Origin of the sequence: Mesorhizobium humile (assembly GCF_033977215.1) — a bacterium.
Classification (GTDB): Bacteria; Pseudomonadota; Alphaproteobacteria; order Rhizobiales; family Rhizobiaceae; genus Mesorhizobium; species Mesorhizobium humile.
In genome coordinates this window covers 90,480-108,128 of record NZ_JAVIIV010000004.1, presented here as the reverse complement: position 1 = coordinate 108,128, position 17,649 = coordinate 90,480, and the positions used below count along the sequence as shown (strand labels likewise).

24 protein-coding genes and 1 riboswitch are annotated in these 17,649 nt (G+C 63.6%); of the genes, 9 read left to right on the top strand and 15 right to left on the bottom strand.

Translation table 11 applies throughout. The features are described from left to right. Positions 1–5 precede the first annotated feature (5 nt). Together RFM52_RS08155 and RFM52_RS08150 are read left to right on the top strand one after the other, a co-directional pair. On the top strand, positions 6–2,087 hold the full coding sequence (locus tag RFM52_RS08155; RefSeq protein WP_320296283.1) for an ATP-dependent helicase: 2,082 nt from the start codon (positions 6–8) through the stop codon (positions 2,085–2,087). Between the two features lie 141 nt (positions 2,088–2,228). Further along, positions 2,229–2,531 carry a DUF982 domain-containing protein gene (locus RFM52_RS08150; RefSeq protein WP_320296284.1) on the top strand — a complete coding sequence of 101 codons (303 nt, stop codon included), beginning with the start codon at positions 2,229–2,231 and terminating at the stop codon, positions 2,529–2,531. Between the two features lie 60 nt (positions 2,532–2,591). Here the strand turns inward: RFM52_RS08150 and RFM52_RS08145 are convergent, their stop codons facing one another. Continuing rightward, positions 2,592–3,407, bottom strand: a complete 816-nt coding sequence (locus RFM52_RS08145; RefSeq protein WP_320296285.1) for a sterol desaturase family protein — start codon at positions 3,405–3,407, stop codon at positions 2,592–2,594. Positions 3,408–3,588: 181 nt separating this feature from the next. Between RFM52_RS08145 and RFM52_RS08140 the strand changes: the two genes are divergently transcribed. Continuing rightward, the gene (locus RFM52_RS08140; protein WP_320296286.1) at positions 3,589–4,008 is read left to right on the top strand and encodes a hypothetical protein; all 420 of its coding nucleotides are present in this window, start codon (positions 3,589–3,591) and stop codon (positions 4,006–4,008) included. 179 nt (positions 4,009–4,187) lie between these two features. On the opposite strand, the gene RFM52_RS08135 is transcribed toward RFM52_RS08140, so the two are convergent. From RFM52_RS08135 to RFM52_RS08125, 3 genes are all read right to left on the bottom strand, one after another. After that, positions 4,188–4,973, bottom strand: coding sequence for a GGDEF domain-containing protein (locus RFM52_RS08135; protein WP_320296287.1), 786 nt, complete (start codon positions 4,971–4,973; stop codon positions 4,188–4,190). Between the two features lie 499 nt (positions 4,974–5,472). Further along, positions 5,473–6,063 carry a hypothetical protein gene (locus RFM52_RS08130; protein ID WP_320296288.1) on the bottom strand — a complete coding sequence of 197 codons (591 nt, stop codon included), beginning with the start codon at positions 6,061–6,063 and terminating at the stop codon, positions 5,473–5,475. 329 nt (positions 6,064–6,392) lie between these two features. Next, positions 6,393–6,905, bottom strand: a complete 513-nt coding sequence (locus tag RFM52_RS08125) for a DinB family protein (RefSeq protein ID WP_320296289.1) — start codon at positions 6,903–6,905, stop codon at positions 6,393–6,395. A 54-nt stretch (positions 6,906–6,959) separates the two neighbouring features. Between RFM52_RS08125 and RFM52_RS08120 the strand changes: the two genes are divergently transcribed. Both RFM52_RS08120 and RFM52_RS08115 read left to right on the top strand, forming a co-directional pair. Next, positions 6,960–7,652 carry a glutathione S-transferase family protein gene (locus tag RFM52_RS08120; protein WP_320296290.1) on the top strand — a complete coding sequence of 231 codons (693 nt, stop codon included), beginning with the start codon at positions 6,960–6,962 and terminating at the stop codon, positions 7,650–7,652. Between the two features lie 21 nt (positions 7,653–7,673). Next, positions 7,674–7,970, top strand: a complete 297-nt coding sequence (locus RFM52_RS08115) for a DUF1905 domain-containing protein (RefSeq protein WP_320296291.1) — start codon at positions 7,674–7,676, stop codon at positions 7,968–7,970. 3 nt (positions 7,971–7,973) lie between these two features. Here RFM52_RS08115 and RFM52_RS08110 read toward each other — a convergent pair whose 3' ends face one another. After that, positions 7,974–8,207 (bottom strand): hypothetical protein, encoded by a 234-nt coding sequence (locus tag RFM52_RS08110; RefSeq protein ID WP_320296292.1) that lies wholly within the window; start codon positions 8,205–8,207, stop codon positions 7,974–7,976. 177 nt (positions 8,208–8,384) lie between these two features. Here RFM52_RS08110 and ndk point away from each other — a divergent pair, with 177 nt between their 5' ends. Both ndk and RFM52_RS08100 read left to right on the top strand, forming a co-directional pair. Next, the gene (gene ndk, locus RFM52_RS08105) at positions 8,385–8,807 is read left to right on the top strand and encodes a nucleoside-diphosphate kinase (protein ID WP_041010781.1); all 423 of its coding nucleotides are present in this window, start codon (positions 8,385–8,387) and stop codon (positions 8,805–8,807) included. Between the two features lie 129 nt (positions 8,808–8,936). After that, entirely contained in the window at positions 8,937–9,086 is a 150-nt protein-coding gene (locus tag RFM52_RS08100) for a hypothetical protein (RefSeq protein ID WP_320296293.1), read from the top strand. A gap of 15 nt (positions 9,087–9,101) precedes the next feature. Here RFM52_RS08100 and RFM52_RS08095 read toward each other — a convergent pair whose 3' ends face one another. The 4 genes from RFM52_RS08095 to RFM52_RS08080 all read right to left on the bottom strand — a co-directional run bounded on the left by RFM52_RS08095 (position 9,102) and on the right by RFM52_RS08080 (position 11,014). After that, positions 9,102–9,446: a DUF190 domain-containing protein gene (locus tag RFM52_RS08095; protein WP_320296294.1), complete on the bottom strand. Its 345-nt coding sequence runs from the start codon at positions 9,444–9,446 to the stop codon at positions 9,102–9,104. Between the two features lie 115 nt (positions 9,447–9,561). Beyond that, positions 9,562–9,969 (bottom strand): fluoride efflux transporter CrcB, encoded by a 408-nt coding sequence (crcB, locus tag RFM52_RS08090; RefSeq protein WP_430700519.1) that lies wholly within the window; start codon positions 9,967–9,969, stop codon positions 9,562–9,564. Positions 9,970–9,987: 18 nt separating this feature from the next. Continuing rightward, positions 9,988–10,401, bottom strand: coding sequence for a fluoride efflux transporter CrcB (crcB, locus tag RFM52_RS08085; protein ID WP_320296296.1), 414 nt, complete (start codon positions 10,399–10,401; stop codon positions 9,988–9,990). Positions 10,402–10,498: 97 nt separating this feature from the next. Continuing rightward, a riboswitch (Fluoride riboswitch) is annotated at positions 10,499–10,561 on the bottom strand. A 36-nt stretch (positions 10,562–10,597) separates the two neighbouring features. Beyond that, positions 10,598–11,014, bottom strand: a complete 417-nt coding sequence (locus tag RFM52_RS08080) for a MarR family winged helix-turn-helix transcriptional regulator (RefSeq protein WP_320296297.1) — start codon at positions 11,012–11,014, stop codon at positions 10,598–10,600. Positions 11,015–11,116: 102 nt separating this feature from the next. On the opposite strand from RFM52_RS08080, the gene RFM52_RS08075 reads away from it, so the two are divergent. Then, a complete protein-coding gene (locus tag RFM52_RS08075; RefSeq protein WP_320296298.1) occupies positions 11,117–11,596 on the top strand; it encodes a cupin domain-containing protein in 480 nt (159 codons plus the stop codon). 33 nt (positions 11,597–11,629) lie between these two features. Here RFM52_RS08075 and RFM52_RS08070 read toward each other — a convergent pair whose 3' ends face one another. From RFM52_RS08070 to RFM52_RS08045, 6 genes are all read right to left on the bottom strand, one after another. Next, on the bottom strand, positions 11,630–12,046 hold the full coding sequence (locus RFM52_RS08070) for a YbaY family lipoprotein (RefSeq protein WP_320296299.1): 417 nt from the start codon (positions 12,044–12,046) through the stop codon (positions 11,630–11,632). A 134-nt stretch (positions 12,047–12,180) separates the two neighbouring features. After that, positions 12,181–12,660 (bottom strand): molybdenum cofactor biosynthesis protein MoaE, encoded by a 480-nt coding sequence (locus RFM52_RS08065; RefSeq protein ID WP_320296300.1) that lies wholly within the window; start codon positions 12,658–12,660, stop codon positions 12,181–12,183. A gap of 1 nt (position 12,661) precedes the next feature. Further along, the gene (gene moaD / locus RFM52_RS08060) at positions 12,662–12,919 is read right to left on the bottom strand and encodes a molybdopterin converting factor subunit 1 (RefSeq protein ID WP_041001878.1); all 258 of its coding nucleotides are present in this window, start codon (positions 12,917–12,919) and stop codon (positions 12,662–12,664) included. Between the two features lie 5 nt (positions 12,920–12,924). Next, positions 12,925–13,521, bottom strand: coding sequence for a CDP-diacylglycerol--glycerol-3-phosphate 3-phosphatidyltransferase (pgsA, locus tag RFM52_RS08055; protein WP_040984724.1), 597 nt, complete (start codon positions 13,519–13,521; stop codon positions 12,925–12,927). A gap of 165 nt (positions 13,522–13,686) precedes the next feature. Further along, positions 13,687–15,771 carry an excinuclease ABC subunit UvrC gene (uvrC, locus tag RFM52_RS08050; RefSeq protein ID WP_320296301.1) on the bottom strand — a complete coding sequence of 695 codons (2,085 nt, stop codon included), beginning with the start codon at positions 15,769–15,771 and terminating at the stop codon, positions 13,687–13,689. Continuing rightward, positions 15,768–16,532 (bottom strand): SDR family oxidoreductase, encoded by a 765-nt coding sequence (locus RFM52_RS08045; protein ID WP_320296302.1) that lies wholly within the window; start codon positions 16,530–16,532, stop codon positions 15,768–15,770. The genes uvrC and RFM52_RS08045 overlap by 4 nt, the downstream gene beginning before the upstream one ends. Positions 16,533–16,942: 410 nt before the next feature. Between RFM52_RS08045 and RFM52_RS08040 the strand changes: the two genes are divergently transcribed. After that, complete coding sequence (locus RFM52_RS08040; RefSeq protein WP_320296303.1) at positions 16,943–17,584, top strand: outer membrane protein; 642 nt, start codon at positions 16,943–16,945, stop codon at positions 17,582–17,584. The last annotated feature ends 65 nt before the right edge of the window (positions 17,585–17,649 follow it).

Here is a 17,649-nt window from a genome sequence, read left to right as displayed (position 1 = left end):
GGGCGATGAACATCGCCGCTCGTGATTCGTCCTTCGAAACGCCCGCCTATCTTGCCCGGCTGAACGACGAGCAGCGGCTGGCGGTGGTGCATGGCGACGGCAAGGTGACCACGCCGCTGCTGGTGATCGCCGGCGCAGGCTCCGGCAAGACCAACACGCTGGCGCATCGCGTCGCCCATCTCGTCGTCAAGGGCGCCGATCCGCGCCGCATCCTGCTGATGACCTTCTCACGCCGTGCCGCTGCCGAGATGGCCAAGCGCGTCGAGCGCATCGCCGGCGAGGTTCTGGGGCGCGACGCCGCAATCATCGCCGACGCGCTCGCCTGGGCCGGCACGTTCCACGGTATCGGCGCGCGACTCTTACGCGACTATGCAGAGCAGATCGGCCTCGATCCGGCCTTCACCATCCATGACCGCGAGGATTCCGCCGACCTGATAAACCTTGCCCGGCACGAGCTGGGCTTTTCCAAGACCGAAAGCCGCTTTCCCACGAAAGGCACATGCCTGCAGATCTATTCGCGGGCAGTGAATGCGCAGGCGCCGCTCTGCGAAGTGCTGGGCGCAGCCTTCCCATGGTGCGCGGCATGGGCGGACCAGCTGAAGGAGCTGTTCGCAGCCTATGTCGAGGCCAAGCAGGCGCAGAACGTGCTCGATTACGACGACCTCCTGCTCTACTGGGCGCAGATGGCGTCGGAACCGGAGATCGCCTCCCACCTCGGCAGCCGTTTCGACCACGTGCTGGTCGACGAATACCAGGACACCAATCGGCTGCAGGCCTCGATCCTTTTGGCGCTGAAGCCCGACGGCGCCGGCTTGACCGTCGTGGGCGACGACGCGCAGTCGATCTATTCCTTCCGCGCGGCGGAAGTGCGCAACATCCTCGATTTCCCGAAGCAGTTCGCGCAGGGCGCGGAGATCGTCATGCTGGAGCGCAATTACCGCTCGACCGAGACGATCCTGGCCGCCGCCAACAAGGTCATCGGCGAGGCCAGCGAGCGCTTCACCAAGAACCTGTGGACCGAGCGCCGGTCATCACACAAGCCGCAGCTCGTGAGTGTGCGCGACGAGGCCGAGCAGGCCAACTATGTCTGCCAGGCGATCTTGGCTGAGCGCGAGGCCGGCACGGCGCTGAAGGCGCAGGCGGTGCTGTTCCGCACCTCAAGCCACAGCGGACCGCTGGAGGTCGAGCTGACGCGCCGCAACATCCCCTTCGTCAAGTTCGGCGGCTTGAAATTCCTCGACGCCGCGCATGTGAAGGACATGCTGGCGATGCTGCGCTTCGCCGAGAACCCGCGCGACCGCGTCGCCGGTTTTCGCGTCCTGCAGCTCATGCCGGGGATCGGCCCATCCGCCGCCTCGCAGATCGTGGACGCGATGGCGACGTCGCTGGACGAGACGCTGGGCCTTGCTCGCTTCCGCCCGCCGCAACGCACCGCGGAAGCCTGGCCGGTGTTCCTCGACATCTATAGCGGGCTGCGCGCCGGCGCCAAATGGCCGGCCGACCTCGAGCGGATCAGGCTCTGGTACGAGCCGCATATGGAACGCATCCATGAGGACGCGATCACGCGCCGGGCCGACCTCATACAGCTCGAACAGATCGCGTCGACCTATCCGTCGCGCGAGCGCTTCCTGACCGAGCTGACGCTCGATCCGCCCGACGCCACCAGCGATCAGGCCGGCCCGCCGCATCGCGACGAGGATTACCTCATCCTGTCGACCATCCATTCGGCCAAGGGCCAGGAGTGGAAGAACGTCTTCGTGCTCAACACCGTCGACGGTTGCATCCCGGCCGATCTCGGCGTCGGCACCAAGGAGGATATCGAGGAGGAGCGACGCCTGCTCTACGTGGCGATGACCAGGGCCAAGGACAGCCTGCATCTCGTCGTGCCGCAGCGTTTTTATCCGCACAACCAGCCGGCGCGCGGCGACCGCCATGTCTATGCCTCGCGCACCCGCTTCATCCCGGCCTCGATGCTTTCGGCCTTCGAGCAGTCGTCCTGGGCGAGCGCCGCGCTCAAGGACGACCCGCGCCAGAAGCCGGGCGTCAAGGTCGATCTCGGCGCCCGCATGCGCGGGATGTGGAAATAGCCGCCTGTCCGGCGGATCAAGTCCAATACGGAAAAATCGGCACGCGCGGAACCTGTCGCCGCAAGCCGCGTTGTGGGGCGTCCCTCCCCTAGACCGGAGGCGGCAGCTCCGCCGCTTCCACTGCCAATAGACGAGGTCCGAATGTACGACAGGACGTTCTTCACACCGGTCGCACTGAGCGTCGGCGCCGGCCACAAGCGCATGATCGCCTCGCTGTTCGACATGCATGACTTCCTGATCGAGTTTCCGCCGTCGCGCCGCCGCCTCAGCTACGGCGCCGCGGTGAAGGCCTGCGAGGCCGCGCGCAATGGGGAAATCTCGGTCGAGGCCGCGCGCGATGCGCTGATCACCTTCGCGGTGACGGCCGGCGTGCTTTGGCCCTCGGAGCTGCCGGTCGTCTCGGTCAAGCCGGTGGCGCGCGGATATGGCGGCTTCGCCGCCTGAATTTTACGGCAAAGGACGACCCTCCCGGAAAGGCCCGCCCTGGCGGGCTTTTCCGTGCCGTCAGTCCGGCTTGGCGGCGGCGGGCGCGGCCTCGACGATCGGCGCGGCCGGTTCGGCCGTGGCGACGAAGGGATAGACGAGCTGCTGGTGGTAGAGTTGCGGCACCGGCTCGTCGACACCGTATTTTTCCGGCATTCGTTGCGGCATGAACAAGGTGCCCCCGATCAGGTCGAGAACGGGCAACTGTCCAGCGAAATTCTTGTCATGGGCCTGGCGTTCGTTGGCATGGTGCCAGTGATGGAACTGCGGCGAGGCAATCAGCCATTTCAGCGGCCCGAACTTGATGCGTGTGTTGGAATGGATGAACACCGACTGCCAGTGATAGATCAGCACGTAGATGAGAACCGCTTCGCCGGAAAAACCCAGCGTGAACAGGGGCAGGAACGAAGCCGACTTGGTCAGTATCTGGTCCACCGGGTGCACGCGGTGCGCGGCCAGCCAGTCCATCTCCTCGATCGAGTGGTGAATGGCGTGAAAGCGCCACAGGAACGGCACCGCATGGAAAGCGCGATGGGCAAGGTAGAAGCCGATATCGGCGATGAGCAGAGCCTCGATCGCCTGCAGCCATAAAGGCTGCGACTGGATGGCGGCGGTGAGCGCTTCGGGAACGAAACGCTCCGCCAGGAGCATCTCCGCGCCGACCACCAGCAACATGCCGAGCTTGATGACGATGCCGTTGAAGAGCAGGTAGACAACGTCGTTCAGCCAATGCCGGCGCGTCGCCGATTGCTCGGCATGCAGCGGCAGGAGCTGCTCGAGCGGGATGAAGATGAGGGCGATGACGAGCACCGCCTTGAAGTCGATAAGATCGAACACGGTCGCTCGCGGATCGGCTGAGGTCAGCCACCGACACTAGCCGTCAAAGGATGAACGGACCGTTGACGGCAGGCATGCGCGGCGCCGCGACATCCCGTGAAACTTTTCGACCGCTGCGTGAAACACCGCACGGACCGTTCGCGTTCCCCATGTCAGTGCGGACGCGCGGCAAGGAGGCTGGATGTTTCTCGATCGCGAGCGTTTCAAGCCGGCAGCCGAAATGCGGCTCAGCCGGGACAGATCGTCGATCCGCGTGGCGATAACCGACCCCAAGCTGTGCGAACTCGGCGAGGCCGTCTATGCCTGGATCACCACAGGGGGCAAGCCGGTCAGGATCGGCACCTGCGGTGCCTCGGCGGGCAAGCGCCTGCTTTCCTATCCCGGCTATATCAACCGCAGCCTGGCCGGTCGTGGTGGCGCGACGCCCAAATGGGAAGCGCTGAAGTGGCTGAACGTGCTCACCGAACACGGCATGCTGACCGCGGTGGTGCATCGGCCGGAACCGACCCCGACCGCGGCGGGCCTGATCAGGCCCTATCTCGATGTCGAGCGCCAGTTGATCCGCCAGCACAGGCCGCTGCTCAACCGCAGCCACCGTTGACCCTGGCTTCCAAGGCCGCAAGGACGGCTACGGCGAAGTCGCCGAGCCTAAGCGGATCACACCTTTCCTGGAATTGATTAATGCATGTCGCGCAAAGTGACCTCGGTTTTGCGGCAACGACATGCATCAAACAAATGACCTAAAGCGCGTCGCCTGAATCCGTTTCAGCGCGAAGCGCTTTAGTGGACCGTGCCAGCGGCGTCGCCCGCCGGTCCGCCGCGCGGGCTCTCGAAGCTCACCTGGTCGCGGCCATTCGACTTGGCCCTGTAGAGATGGCGGTCGGCGACCTGGAACATGTCATGGTAGGTGGTCGGGCCGCTGAAGGCGGTGCCGCCGATGCTCACGGAAAGCGGCCAGGGCCGCCCGCCGGGTGCAAACTCGGCCTCGCGGATGCGGCGCCTGATGGATTCGGCGACCAGAAAGGAGCGCGCGGCGTCGGCGCCGGGCAGGAAGACCGCGAATTCCTCGCCGCCGATGCGTCCGACAATGTCGGCGCCGTGCAGTTGCCCCTTGATCGTCGCGGCGATCAACCTGAGCGCCTGGTCGCCGCAATCGTGACCGAGGCGGTCATTGATCGACTTGAAGTGATCGGCATCGACGATCAGCAGCGCGCCGGCATCGGCGACCGTCTGGCCGCGCGCCCGATCGAGATAGGCCTCGACCAGCATCGAGAAGGCGCCGCGGTTGAAGACCGCCGTCAGGCTGTCGGTCGCGGCAATGATGCTGAGTTCCTTCTGCGTGATGGCAAGCTGGCGCATCTTCCACATCAGGAAGAACAGGAAGGAGCCGCCAAGGATGAGCGGCAGGAACAGGTCCGTGAGTTGCGCCCACAGCAGCGCCTGCGGCGACAGCGAGGGGAAATTGAAGGAATCGACGAAGAAGGCGGCGGCAATGAAAAAGGCGGTGCCGGCGGCGGTGACCACCACGACCCTGCCCCAACTTGTCGGGGACAAATCGATGCGCATGCCGTTGCTCCCGTTACGTCGGGCCATCATGCCGCGAGGAAGGCAAACGAACTGCTAATACACGCGCCGCCCTGCGAACTTGGTTAATTCTCAGCCAGCGGCGCCAGAGCATTTCACCGTTTCACGGAAACGGCGAACCGCTCTATCTCCTTGTTTTAACGCAATTCCGACGGAAGCGACACCGAAGTCGCCGAGCCTAACCGCTCACACTTTTCCTGGACTTGCTCTAGGCCGGGCGGCCACGCCGATCGGGCAACGCCGCCAACACAAAACCAGAAAGCCCACCACGGATGTGGCGGGCTTTCCGACTGGCCGGAGGTTCTCGTCAGCGTGTCGTCAGCCGCGACCGGCGACACGGTAGGAGAGTGCCGTAGAGCCTCACGGCCTTGTTGGACACTCCCGGCTGAGCCGTTACCTGCACTGCCTCGCGGCGTCAGGAACAGCATGGCACTCTGACCTGGCGCATGATCCTGCCGAAACCTCGGCTGGGATCATGCATTCAGCGACGCGCGATCATCAGGCAAAGCGCCCTCAGATCGGAGTCGTAAGTCCCTTCGCTGGACAGCACATCGGCACAGCGCTTCTTCATGCGCGTAAGCTGAGCGCTCGACATCTGTGCGATGGCACGTTGTTGACCAATGGTGGCTGGTGTGCCGGGGGTACCCGGAACTCCCGCTATGCCTGGCGTGCCGATACCGACCCCCACACCGGCAGAAGCTCCAAGCGTGCCGATGCCGACATTGGCGCCGTTGGTGCCGATCGACGCGGTGGCTCCGGTGCCACTGGCGCCGCCGAGGGACACGGCCGCGTCCGCTGACTGGCCACCGCCAAGCGAAACGGCGGCGTTGGCGCCGCCGGTGCCGCCGGTGCCGCCGACGGAAGCCGTTGCACTGGTGCTGCTTCCACCAAACGAAGCGTCCGCATTGGCACCGCTTGCGCCGCCCACATTGGCGCTGGCGCCGTTACCTCCGACGGACGCGCCGCCGAGGCCGCCGAGCCCGAGACTTGCAGCATTCGCTGGAACTGCCAAAATAACGATAATCGATCCACAGGACAGAGCCCTAGCGATATTTTTAGAAATACTAGACATGACACTCTCCTCTTTGACTTCATTATTTGCTGCGCTGCATCGTGCCAAAACTAATGTTTCGCATGTGCTTGGCGCATAAATACCTACGCGCAAGATGGCACTCCGGTTTCGCGCCCGAATTTGCAAGAATAAGTTGTAGTTTTTGAAATATATACCGGAGATTTAAAAATATACGCTACTTTATTTAAATATTTAAAATTTGAGAGGAATGCTAGACCAGTGTAAAACCTCAATTGAAACTACAGCCGAACAGAGGGGCGATCGCGGGACTGTTCGACTTTCGCTAGGCACAGCGCCCGGTTGAAGACACCCCTTCTGCCTGGGTACCTTCACGCGTAGGCGCGACCTTCCTCGGAGCGCTGGAACAGCGCCAGGTCAAGCGACACCGAGGGCCGGCCAAGCACGGTCAGCACCATGTGCGCTTGGCCGCGATGGTGGGTCTGGTGGTTGAAGAAATGGCTGAGCGCCGGGGAAAGGCGCTGCGAGACGGTGCGCATGTCGGAGAGCGTCATGTAGGAGAAGCGGCCGGCGAGCGCCTTCTCACTCATGCCACCGACCCAGTCGATGATCCGCTTGTCCTCGGCCTCGCGCGCGCTGTGCAAAGGTGGCAACGCCTTGTAGAGAATGGCGTCAAGGGACGATGGTGCGTGCCCCTCACCAGTGAAACGCTTCATCCAGATGCGATCGGCGGTCAGGATATGGTTGAGCGTTCCCATCATCGAGCCGAAGAAGGCGCCGGTGTCGCGGTTGAATTCCTCGTCGCCGAGGTCGGCAGCGGCATCGTAGATGCGACCGTTGGCCCATTGATTGTAGGCCGCAAACATCATGAAATGCTGTTTCATTCTTACATCCGGCTCGCAACGAATCCCCGCTCTTCGTAACCCGCAGGAACCGCAATGACCATTCTGTTCTATGATCTCGTCGGCCATGACAGCCAACGCCCGTTCAGTCCGCATTGCTGGAAGACGAAGATGGCGCTGGCGCATAAGGGGCTCGCCGCCACCAAGGTGCCGACGCGCTTCCTCGAGGTGCCGAAAGTCGAGGGTGGCGCGTCCAAGACGGTGCCGGTGATCCGCGACGACGAGCGTGTGGTGGCCGATTCCTTCGCCATCGCGCTTTACCTCGACGAGGCCTATCCGGATCGGCCGACGCTGTTTTCCGGCGAGGGCGGCAAGGCGATGGCGCGCTTCATCGAGCGATGGTCGCAGCTCACCATCCATCCTTACGTCGCGACGGTGGCGCTGACCGACCTGCATGACATGCAAGACGAGCCCAACGCCGCCTATTTCCGCGAAAGCCGCGAGCAGCGTTACGGCAAGCGGCTGGAAGACGTCGTGGCCAACCGGGATGCCGGGCTCTCGGGGTTTCGCGCCGCGCTGGAGCCGCTGCGCTCCACGCTCACCTATCAACCCTTCCTCGGCGGCGAGACGCCGCTGTTTGCCGACTACATCGTGTTCGGGGCGCTGCAATGGGGGCGCATCGCATCGCCTTTCCAGTTGCTCGACGACGACGACGGCGTCGCCCGCTGGTTCGAGCGCTGCCTCGACCTGCATGGCGGGATCGGCCGGCAGGTCGCGGCCGCGGCTTAAACACCCGAGCACCGAGCTGCCATGTTGCGCTACGAGATGCAGGCCGAGATCTGGGTCTATCCCGGTAAGGGCGGCTGGCATTTCATGACGGTGCCGACGGACGTCGCGACGCGGATCAAGGCTGCGATGGTGGGATTGGCGCGCCCTTGGGGCTCGCTCGGTGTCACGGCGAGCACTGGCAAAACCAGGTGGCAAACATCGCTCTTCCCTGACAAGGCGTCCGGCAGCCTGCTGTTGCCGGTCAAGACCTCGGTGCGCCAGCGCGAAGGCCTCGGGGCCGGCGACGCGCCGACAGTGACCATCGAGATCGAGCTTTAGAGTCTACTTTGACGCGCCCTTATCACGCGCGTCGCCGTCCGGCGCATTGCTATCGGACAGTCTCACGCAGATCGGATCGCCCTGCTCCATGCGCACGCATTGCCATTCCGGGCCGAAGCCGAAATTCTGCTCTGCGCGGTGTGGGAAGAAAAGCAGGGCAAGGACGACAGCGGCTAAAAATACGGCCACGAAAAGAAGGCCAGCCATATCGCCGCGTGTGAGATAGGGCCAGTTCATCGCCTTAGGCTCCGCTGCCGCAACGCCCCGGACTTCCATGCGACGAGCGTTGGCAGCCGCCTAATTATCCCGCAAAGCGCTCGCCTTGACCAGAAGCCGCCTCCCCTTGGCAAGCCGCCGGGCGACTTGTATAGAGCCCGCCACTCCAATTTCCATTCCCAGAACAAGGACGACCCTATGGCGATCGAACGCACCTTCTCCATGATCAAGCCAGACGCGACCAGACGCAACCTCACCGGCGCCATCACCAAGATGCTGGAAGATGCCGGCCTGCGCGTCGTCGCATCGCGCCGCGTGTGGATGAGCCGCCGCGAGGCCGAAGGTTTCTACGCCGTCCACAAGGATCGCCCGTTCTTCGGCGAGCTGGTGGAATTCATGTCGTCAGCCCCCACAATCGTGCAGGTGCTGGAAGGCGAGAACGCCATCGCCAAGAACCGCGAAGTGATGGGCGCAACCAACCCGGCCAATGCCGCCGAGGGCACCATCCGCAAGGTGCATGCGCTGTCGATCGGCGAGAACTCCGTGCACGGCTCGGACGCGCCGGAGACCGCCGCGCAGGAGATCAAGTACTGGTTCTCGGACACCGAGATCGTCGGCTGAGCGGAAGATAATTCCGGTTTCAAGATAAGAGGCGACCCGGCCCGGCCGGGTCGCCTCTTTGCTTTCGGGTGGACGACCAAACCTCATGTATCTGAAAGCGGCGTTGCCTATCCGGACGATCTCGTCCTGTTGAAGCGTGTCTATGACCAGGTCTGCAAGGGGCGCGGCATCACCGCGGGAAGCCCTGCGGCATCGGACCTGGCGATAGAGGCCATGAGACTGTTTTCCGCGGGTACCTTCGACGAAGCGACGATCGGCCGCCGTCTTCGCGCCGGCTGACCAGCACCGGCAGGGTCAGTCTCCGTCGCCGTAGCGGATGATCTCGACCTTCTCCCTGGTGATCAGGCAGCTCTTTGCCTTCGTCAGCGCCTTGATCTCGGGGATCAGCGCGTCGATCTTCTCGGGCGCGTCGACGATCTCGACGACGATCGGCAGATCCTGCGACAGGCGCAGGATCTTGGCGGTGTGGAGCACGCTGGAGCGGCCGAAGCCGAGCGGGCCTCTCAGCACGGTGGCGCCAGCCATGCCGGTCTCACGCGCCTTGATGACGATCGCCTCATGCAGCGGCTTGCCGTCGGCCGACCTGTCGTCCTCGCCGAAAAAGATCCTGAGCAGCGCGCATTGCGCGGGAAGTTCCATGTTTTCCTCCTAGATCAGGATGACGTTTCGTTGAATCGCCATCCTGATCCTAACTCTCTGTTGGAGCATGATCTTCTCCGAAAACCGGTTCCCAGTTTTCGGGATCATGCTCTGATCACTTGGCGACCGGCAAGCGGTTGAGCCTGGACGCCATGAGATAGCCCAGCCACGCGGCGGCGAGCGAAAGCCCGACCACACTGATGAGATAGGTCGCGGCCAGCGGCCAGTCGCCCTCGAACAGCAGGATGAAGGTATCGAGACTCATCGCCGAAAACGTGGTGAGGCCGCCGCAGAAGCCGGCCATGACGAAGATGCGCGCGGCCGGGCCGACCATCATGCGCCCGTCCGGCCCGGTCAACGTGGCGAAGGCCATGATGATCCACGAGCCGACGACATTGACGAAAGCGGTCGACCAAAGCGCGTTCAGGCCGAGCAGCGAGACGATGACATAGCCCGACAGGAAGCGGGACAGCGAGCCGATCGCCGCGCCGCAGCCGACCGCCAGATAAAGCCGCATCGCCATTCGCCTGTCCGTCATCGTTCAGCCCGCCATGCCGGTGGCCAGCCCAGAAACCCAGACGATCGCCCAGAAGCCGAGGGCGACGAACAGCACGCAAAGCACCGACGAAGCGACGACGTTGAAGGCGGCGAGCCGGCCCTCGCCGTCAAGCGCGAGGTTGAGCGTCTGCAGGCAGAAGGACGACACGGTGGTGTAGCCGCCGAACAGGCCGACGACGATCAGGTCGCGCACAAGATCGCTGGCGAAGACGCCGCCCACCGCACGCGCCGCGCCGGCGAAGGCGCCGATGGCAAGGGCACCGGAAACATTGACCGCCAGCGTGCCCCAGGGAAAGGTCTCGCCGATACCGCGGCCGACCACGCCCGAGAGGAAGAAGCGGGAAATGCCGCCGAGGAACCCGCCGATCAGGACCAGGGCGCAAGCCGCAAGGGTCATCGCTTCAATGCCTTTCCAAACGCGATTCCAGACGGAATCACTTCACGAAATCAGGCATGATACGGGCGGGAAAAACAAATCCTGCCGCGCAAGGGCACGCCTGGCAGGAGTCATCAGCCCATAAGGGCGGTTTCGGGGGAACCCCATCCCCATTTTTACGGCAACCTAAGGGCTCGCTTCTGCAGGGTCAATCAGGTCAGCGAACCAGCGGCGTGTCCCAGAGGTCGCCGAGCAGCGCCTTCAGTTCACGGAAGCGCTTCGGTCCAAGCACCTCGGCCCATTCGCGTTCGATGTCGAGCAGGATGTCGGCCATCTTCTGGTAGGCGGCCCTGCCCCGGTCCGTGAAGCTGACGACGGTTCCGCCGGCGTCTCCAGGTGCCGCTCCGCGGGTGATGTAGCCCATTCCTTCCAGCGTCTTCAGCAACTGGTTCATGGCTTGTTTGCTCATTGCCGCACGCTCGGCAAGCGCGCTCGGCCGCATACCATCCGGTCCGGGATACTGGATCACCGCCATATGCGGCGGAGTCAGATCATCGAACCCGGACGCCCTAAGCTCGCGGATCAGCCTGCGGTGAATGGCCATCGCCGGCACGCGTAGCAACGCGCCGATCAAGGGAGGCTTCTTCAGCGGACTTTCATCAAGCGGCGGCATTGACACTCTAGTAAATTGAGTTTACTCATTTGGTAAATTACGTTTACCACATGGGAGGATGCAATGCTAGACGAAGCCAGCCAGGTCCACATCAATCCAGCGGACGAGACGTTCAGCCATGACGGAGTGATCGTGCGCTTCCTGCTCACGGGCCAGCAGTCCAATGGAAGCATAGCGGCATTCGAGGTGACGGTGCCGGGCTCGAAGCGCCTGCTCGCCCCGGCTCACAGTCACGACCGCTACGAGGAAACCATCTACGGTGTAGAGGGAACCCTTACCTGGACAGTCGACGGCCACCGGCACGATGTCGGCCCAGGACAAGCGCTGTGCATCCCGCGCGGAGCGGTCCATCGTTTCGACAACAACGGCGAAAAGGCCGCCAAGGTGCTCTGTGTGGTGACGCCGGCGGCGATCGGACCGGAGTATTTCCGCGAAACCTTCGCGCTGTTGAACGCTGCCATGGCCGGCCCGCCTGACCGCGCGAAGATGATGGAGATCATGCTTCGCCACGGCCTGACGCCGGCACCGCCGCCGCAGGCTTGATCTTCGCAGATGCCCGAGTTCGCTTGGTGAAGCTCAGCTCGCCGCCATCTTCAGCACGACGGTCTGCGACTTGCCGTTCAAGGGATCGACATGGTGGCGGACATCGTTGGCGAAAAGCAACCGATCATCAACCGTGATGCGCGCCTGCAGCGCATAGGTCCGGCCCTTCTGGATCGCCTTGGGGTCGAAGCCGATCTCGAATTTGATCGGCACCTGGCCGGCGGGCGCTATCCTGCGCTTGGCGATCACGGTTGCCGGCGCATCCGCCAGCGAAACATCGGCGAGTTCGACCATCAGCACGGCGTTGGGCGGCAGGGCGATGCGCTCGCGATAGGTGACCTCGCCCGCGATCGTCTTTTCGCCGGCCTTGGTCACTTCGGGCACGGCAAGCACGCCGACGACCAATGGCGCCAGCCCGAAGATGAAGAACTCCGCGATCCTGTCCAGCATGAGATTGCTCCGCCAAGCAAATCAAACCGAGCGGCAAGCTTGGAAAGGATTGCGGTCGTTCGATGGCCGAACGGGAGTTTTTTCTGATGCATGTCGTTGCCCCAGAACCGCTGCACACTTCTGGGCGACATGCATTATTCGCCTTGTTTCTTCCAGCGATCCGCCGCGTGATCGTCGGCTTCCTTGGCGTCGACCCAGCCGCCCTGGGAGCCGTCGGCAAGGTGCTCCTTCTTCCAGAAGGGCGCGCGCGACTTCAGATAATCCATCAGGAAATTCGCCGCCTCGAAGGCCGCCTGCCGATGCGACGAGGCCGCGACCACCAGCACAATGTTTTCGCCCGACGCTATCTTGCCATGGCGATGGATGACGGTGAGCCCCTGCAGCGGCCAGCGCGAGACAGCCTCGGCGGCGATGCGGCCGATCTCGGCCTCCGCCATGCCGGGATAGTGCTCGAGCTCGAGCGCCGACAGCGCGCCCTGTTCGTCGCGGCAAAGGCCGGAAAACGTGACCACGGCGCCGATATCGGCGCGGCCCTTCGTCAGGCCGGCGATCTCGGCGGCGACGTCGAAATCCTCGCGCTGGATGCGGATGGCGGGCACGACGGCGCCAGCCATCTCAGCCTCCGGTCATTGGCGGAAACAGGGCGATCTCGCGCGCGCCCGCAATCTTCTCGCGGTGGCCGACATGTTCCTGGTTGATGGCGACGCGGATGACGTCGGGGTATTGCAGCGCGTTCTCGTACTCCTCGCCGCGCGACTTGAGCCAGCGCAGCAGATCGGCGACCGTCTCGATGCCGGAAGGCAATTCGACGTCCTCTTCCGGCTTGCCGATGCGCTCGCGCACCCAGGCGAAATAGATGAGCTTCGTGGACATTGTCTTCACTCGTCCATGATGTGCTTGAGGCCGGCGCGGAAATAGTCGTAGCCGGTGTAGAGCGTAACGAGCGCCGCGACCCACAAGAGCACCAGGCCGATCTGGGTGGTCAGCGGAAAGATCTTGTCGCCGGCCGGGCCGACCAGCAGGAAGGCGATGGCGACCATCTGGATCGTGGTCTTCCACTTGGCGAGCTGGGTCACCGGCACCGAGACTTTCAAGGCGGCCAGATATTCGCGCAGGCCCGAAACCAGGATCTCGCGGCACAGGATGATGATTGCCGCCCACAGCGACCAGCCGGCGATGCCGCCATGGCGGTCGGTGTCGGCGGCAAGCAGGAGCAGGCAGGTCGCGACCAGCAATTTGTCGGCGATCGGATCCAGCATCTTGCCGATGTTGGAGGTCTGCTGCCAGGCGCGGGCAAAATAGCCGTCGAAGTAATCGGTGATCGAGGCGAGCAGGAAAATGACCAGCGCCGACCAGCGGGCGAAGTCGGACGACTTCAGATGGCCTTCAAGAAAAAAGCACAGCACGACCAGCGGCACCGCGACGATGCGGGCATAGGTAAGGATGTTCGGCAGGTTGAACGCGCGCTGTGCCATGTCGTCTCGGGAAATCTCCTCCGCCAGACGTACTCAAATCAGAAGCCAATGTAGGGGGTCAACAGTCGAGATTCGATTGACCAGGCAAAAATAGCATTTGTATCGGCCCGGGCCTCTGCGGCTCGTGGTCAAAACAAGTCAACCTTGCGTGCTCGCGACCAGCCCTCAGCTCTCGTGGAAGTGATTGTAGACCAGCTTCGCCACATGCTCTGAAATGCCGTCGACCTTGACGAGGTCCTCGACCGCGGCGCGGCTGACCGCCTTGGCGGTGCCGAAGGCGTGAAGCAGCGCGCGCTTGCGGCCGGGGCCGATGCCGGCGATCTCGTCGAGCGGGCTTTTGACCATCTCCTTCTTGCGCCGCGCCCGGTGCGAGCCGATGGCGAAGCGGTGCACCTCGTCGCGCAGGCGCTGGACGAAATAGAGCACCGGATCACGCACCGGCAGCATGAAAGAGTCCCTGCCCTTGACGAAGAAGCGCTCGCGGCCGGCGTCGCGGTCCGGCCCCTTGGCGATACCGATGGCCACCACCCGGTCCTCGACGCCGAGGTCGGCCAGGATCTGGCGCACTGCCGTCATCTGGCCCTGGCCGCCGTCGATCAGGATGACGTCGGGCCAGGCCGGGAAGCCGCCATTGCCGGCGATCAGATCCTCCTCGCCGGCTTCATCCTCGACGGCAGAGCCGGGCTGGACGTCGCCATGCTCCTTGAGCAGTCGCGAAAAGCGCCGCTGCATCACTTCGCGCATCATGCCGAAATCGTCACCCGGCGTGATCTCCGTCGAGCGGATGTTGAATTTCCGGTACTGGTTCTTCACGAAACCTTCCGGCCCGGCGACGACCATCGCGCCGACCGCGTTTGTGCCCATGATGTGCGAGTTGTCGTAGACCTCGATGCGCACCGGCGGCTTTTGCAAGCCGAAGGTCTCGGCGAAGCCCGAGAGCAGCCGTGCCTGGGTCGAGGTCTCGGCCAACCTGCGGCCGAGCGCCTCGCGCGCGTTCTGCAGGGCGTGATCGGTCAGATCCTTCTTCTCGCCGCGCTGCGGTACCGAGATCGTTATCTTGCGGCCGGCATGGGTCGAGAGCGCCTCGGCGAGCAGTTCCTGTTCCTGCGCCGTGTGAGAGAGCAGCAGCGTGCGCGCCGGCAGCTTGTCGTCATAGAATTGCGCCAGGAACGAACCCAACACCTCCGCCGGCTCCAGCGCCGGATCGGCCTTGGGAAAATAGGCGCGGTTGCCCCAGTTCTGGCCGGTGCGGAAGAAGAACACCTGGATGCAGGTCTGACCGCCTTCCTGGTGGATGGCGAAGACGTCGGCCTCCTCGACCGTCTGTGGGTTGATGCCTTGATGCGCCTGCACATGCGACAGCGCCGCAAGCCGGTCGCGGTAGATGGCGGCGCGCTCGAAATCGAGCTCTTCCGAGGCCTGCTGCATGGCGGCCGAGATTTCGGTCTTCACCTTCTGGCTGCGGCCTGAGAGGAAATCCTTGGCTTCCGCGACCAGTTCGGCATAGCCCTCATGCGAGATCTCGCCGGTGCAGGGACCGGCGCAGCGCTTGATCTGGTAGAGCAGGCAGGGCCTCGTACGGTTCTCGTAGAAGGAGTTGGTGCAGCTTCGAAGTAGGAAGGCGCGCTGCAGCGAATTGATGGTGCGGCCGACCGCGCCGGCGGAGGCGAAGGGGCCGAAATAGTCGCCCTTGCGCGATCGCGCGCCGCGATGCTTGTAGATGCCGGGCGAGACATGGTCGCCGGTCAAAAGGATGTAGGGGAAGGACTTGTCATCCCGCATCAGCACGTTGAAACGGGGCCTGAGCCGCTTGATGAGGTTGGCCTCGAGCAGCAGCGCCTCGATCTCCGTGCGGGTGACGACGAATTCCATCGTCGCCGTCTCGCGCACCATGCGGCCGATCCGGGCGGTGTGGAACCTCCCTTGAGCGTAATTGGTGACGCGCTTCTTCAGGCTGCGCGCCTTGCCGACATAGAGCACGTCGCCGGCGGCATTCATCATGCGGTAGACGCCGGGCTGGTTGGGCAGCCGCTTGACGAAGGTCTGAATCACCTCGGCGCCGACCATGCCGTCGGCATCGCCGGCATGCGGCGTCCAGTCTATCGCGGTGAAGGCGACATCGGGGCCGGTCGGCAAAGCTTCGGGCTCGACGATCTCCTCCGCCGCCTCGTCCTCGATATCGGGGTCGAGATCGGGCGGCAGATCGTCGGCGGGGCCGTTGCGTCCATGTCTTTGAGCTGCGGGACTCATTCCACCATGCCTGTCACATCGGGCGTCTGCCACGCAAGATGCTGGCCGCCGTCGAGCGCGATCATCTGGCCGGTCACCGAGCGCGCCTGCCAGAGATAGCGGATGGTGGCGCCGAATTCGGACAATTGCGGGCCGCGCTTCAGGATCAGGCCCTCGACTTGGCTTTCGAAATCATCGTCGTCCTGACGCTTGTTCTTCAATGTCGGGCCTGGGCCTATGGCGTTGACGCGGATGCGCGGCCCGAGCGCCTGCGCCAGCATCTCGGTCTGCGTCCACAGTGCCGATTTGGACAGCGCATACGAGAAATAGCGCGGCGTCGGCCGCCAGACGCGCTGGTCGATGATGTTGACGATCAGCCCTTCCTGCCCTTCCGGCAGGGCGCGGGCAAAATTCTGCGCCAGAAGCGCCGGCGCCTTCACATGGATGGCGAAATGGCGGTCCCAGGCCTGCCAGTCGAAATCCTCGACACGATCGTCGACGAACAGGGAAGCGTTGTTGACCAACAGCGTGACAGGTCCGAGCGCGGCCTCTGATCTGCCGACAAGATCGCTGACGGCATCCATGTCGGTAAGGTCGGCGGCGACCACGGCGGCGCGGCCGCCCTCGCCCACGATCTTCGCCGCCAGCGCCTCAGCCTCGTTACCGGAGCGGTTGGCATGGATGGCGACGGCGAAGCCATTGTCGGCCAGATCCTCGACGATCGCCTTGCCGATCCGTCTTGCTCCACCCGTCACCAGCGCGACGGCCGTGGCTTGTCTCATCTTGTCAATCCTCAATCGGCTTCACGATTCCGGGAAGCCGGCACAATATGACGGGCCAAGCGTTAAATGCCATTTCCACCTGGGGCAGGAATGTGGCGAAGCGGCCCGGACGCGCGTCCGCCCCGCCGGATTCGGGGCATCGTTCTTGGCAATATATGTCGCCGGACCCCTTGAACCAAGCGGTGTGCAGCGCAACATATTTAGCCTGCTGACATTCGCTGTTGCGAAGATGCAACGTCAACTTTCGGCCTCATTCGCGCCGGGGAATGACCCAAGTTCAGGTTCGCTTCAGCCGCATTTCAGCACGACATTTGGAACCGTTGAACGCCAAGCCCGTTTATCCCCCCGGACGGGCCGGGGCGTTTCATGAACAAACAAGCCTAAGTGTCTTGTGGCTTAAGGAGTATAACATGAAGACCAATCTTAAATTCGCGCCGCTTGCCGCTGCGCTCGGGCTGTTCGCCTTCGCTGGTACCGCCTTCGCGGCCGACGTCGTTTCCGAAGAGCCGCCGGCTCCCGCCCCGGTCGCCGAGCTTCCGGTTGCTTCCTGGGCCGGCCCCTATGTCGGTCTGAGCGCCGGCTATGGCTTCGGCGGCCATGCCAAGGCGTTGGGCGACGATGCAAAGACCAAGGGCTTCGTCGGCGGCGTGTTCGGCGGCTATCAGTGGCAGCAGGAGAACTTCGTGTACGGTGCTGAAGCCGATCTCGGCTACAACGGCACCAAGGGTTCGACCGCTCTCTACAGCGCCAAGTCGGGCATTGAAGGCTCGCTGCGCGCCCGCCTCGGTTATGCCGTGACCCCGGAAATCCTGCTCTATGGCACCGGCGGTCTCGCAGCCAAGAACCAGAAGATCGATGACGGCATCTCCAGCGAGAGCAAGGGTATGTTCGGCTGGACGGCCGGCGCCGGCACCGACATCAAGATCACGGACAACGTGTTCGGCCGCGTCGAGTACCGCTACACCGATTACGGCAGCAAGAACTTCGACAACGTCGGCAAGGTCAAGTCTTCGGACAACCGCGTCACGTTCGGCGTCGGTATGAAGTTCTAAGTCGTCCAAGCCACGACACGGAAAAGCCGGGCCTTGCGCCCGGCTTTTTTGTGTCCGCGAAAAAC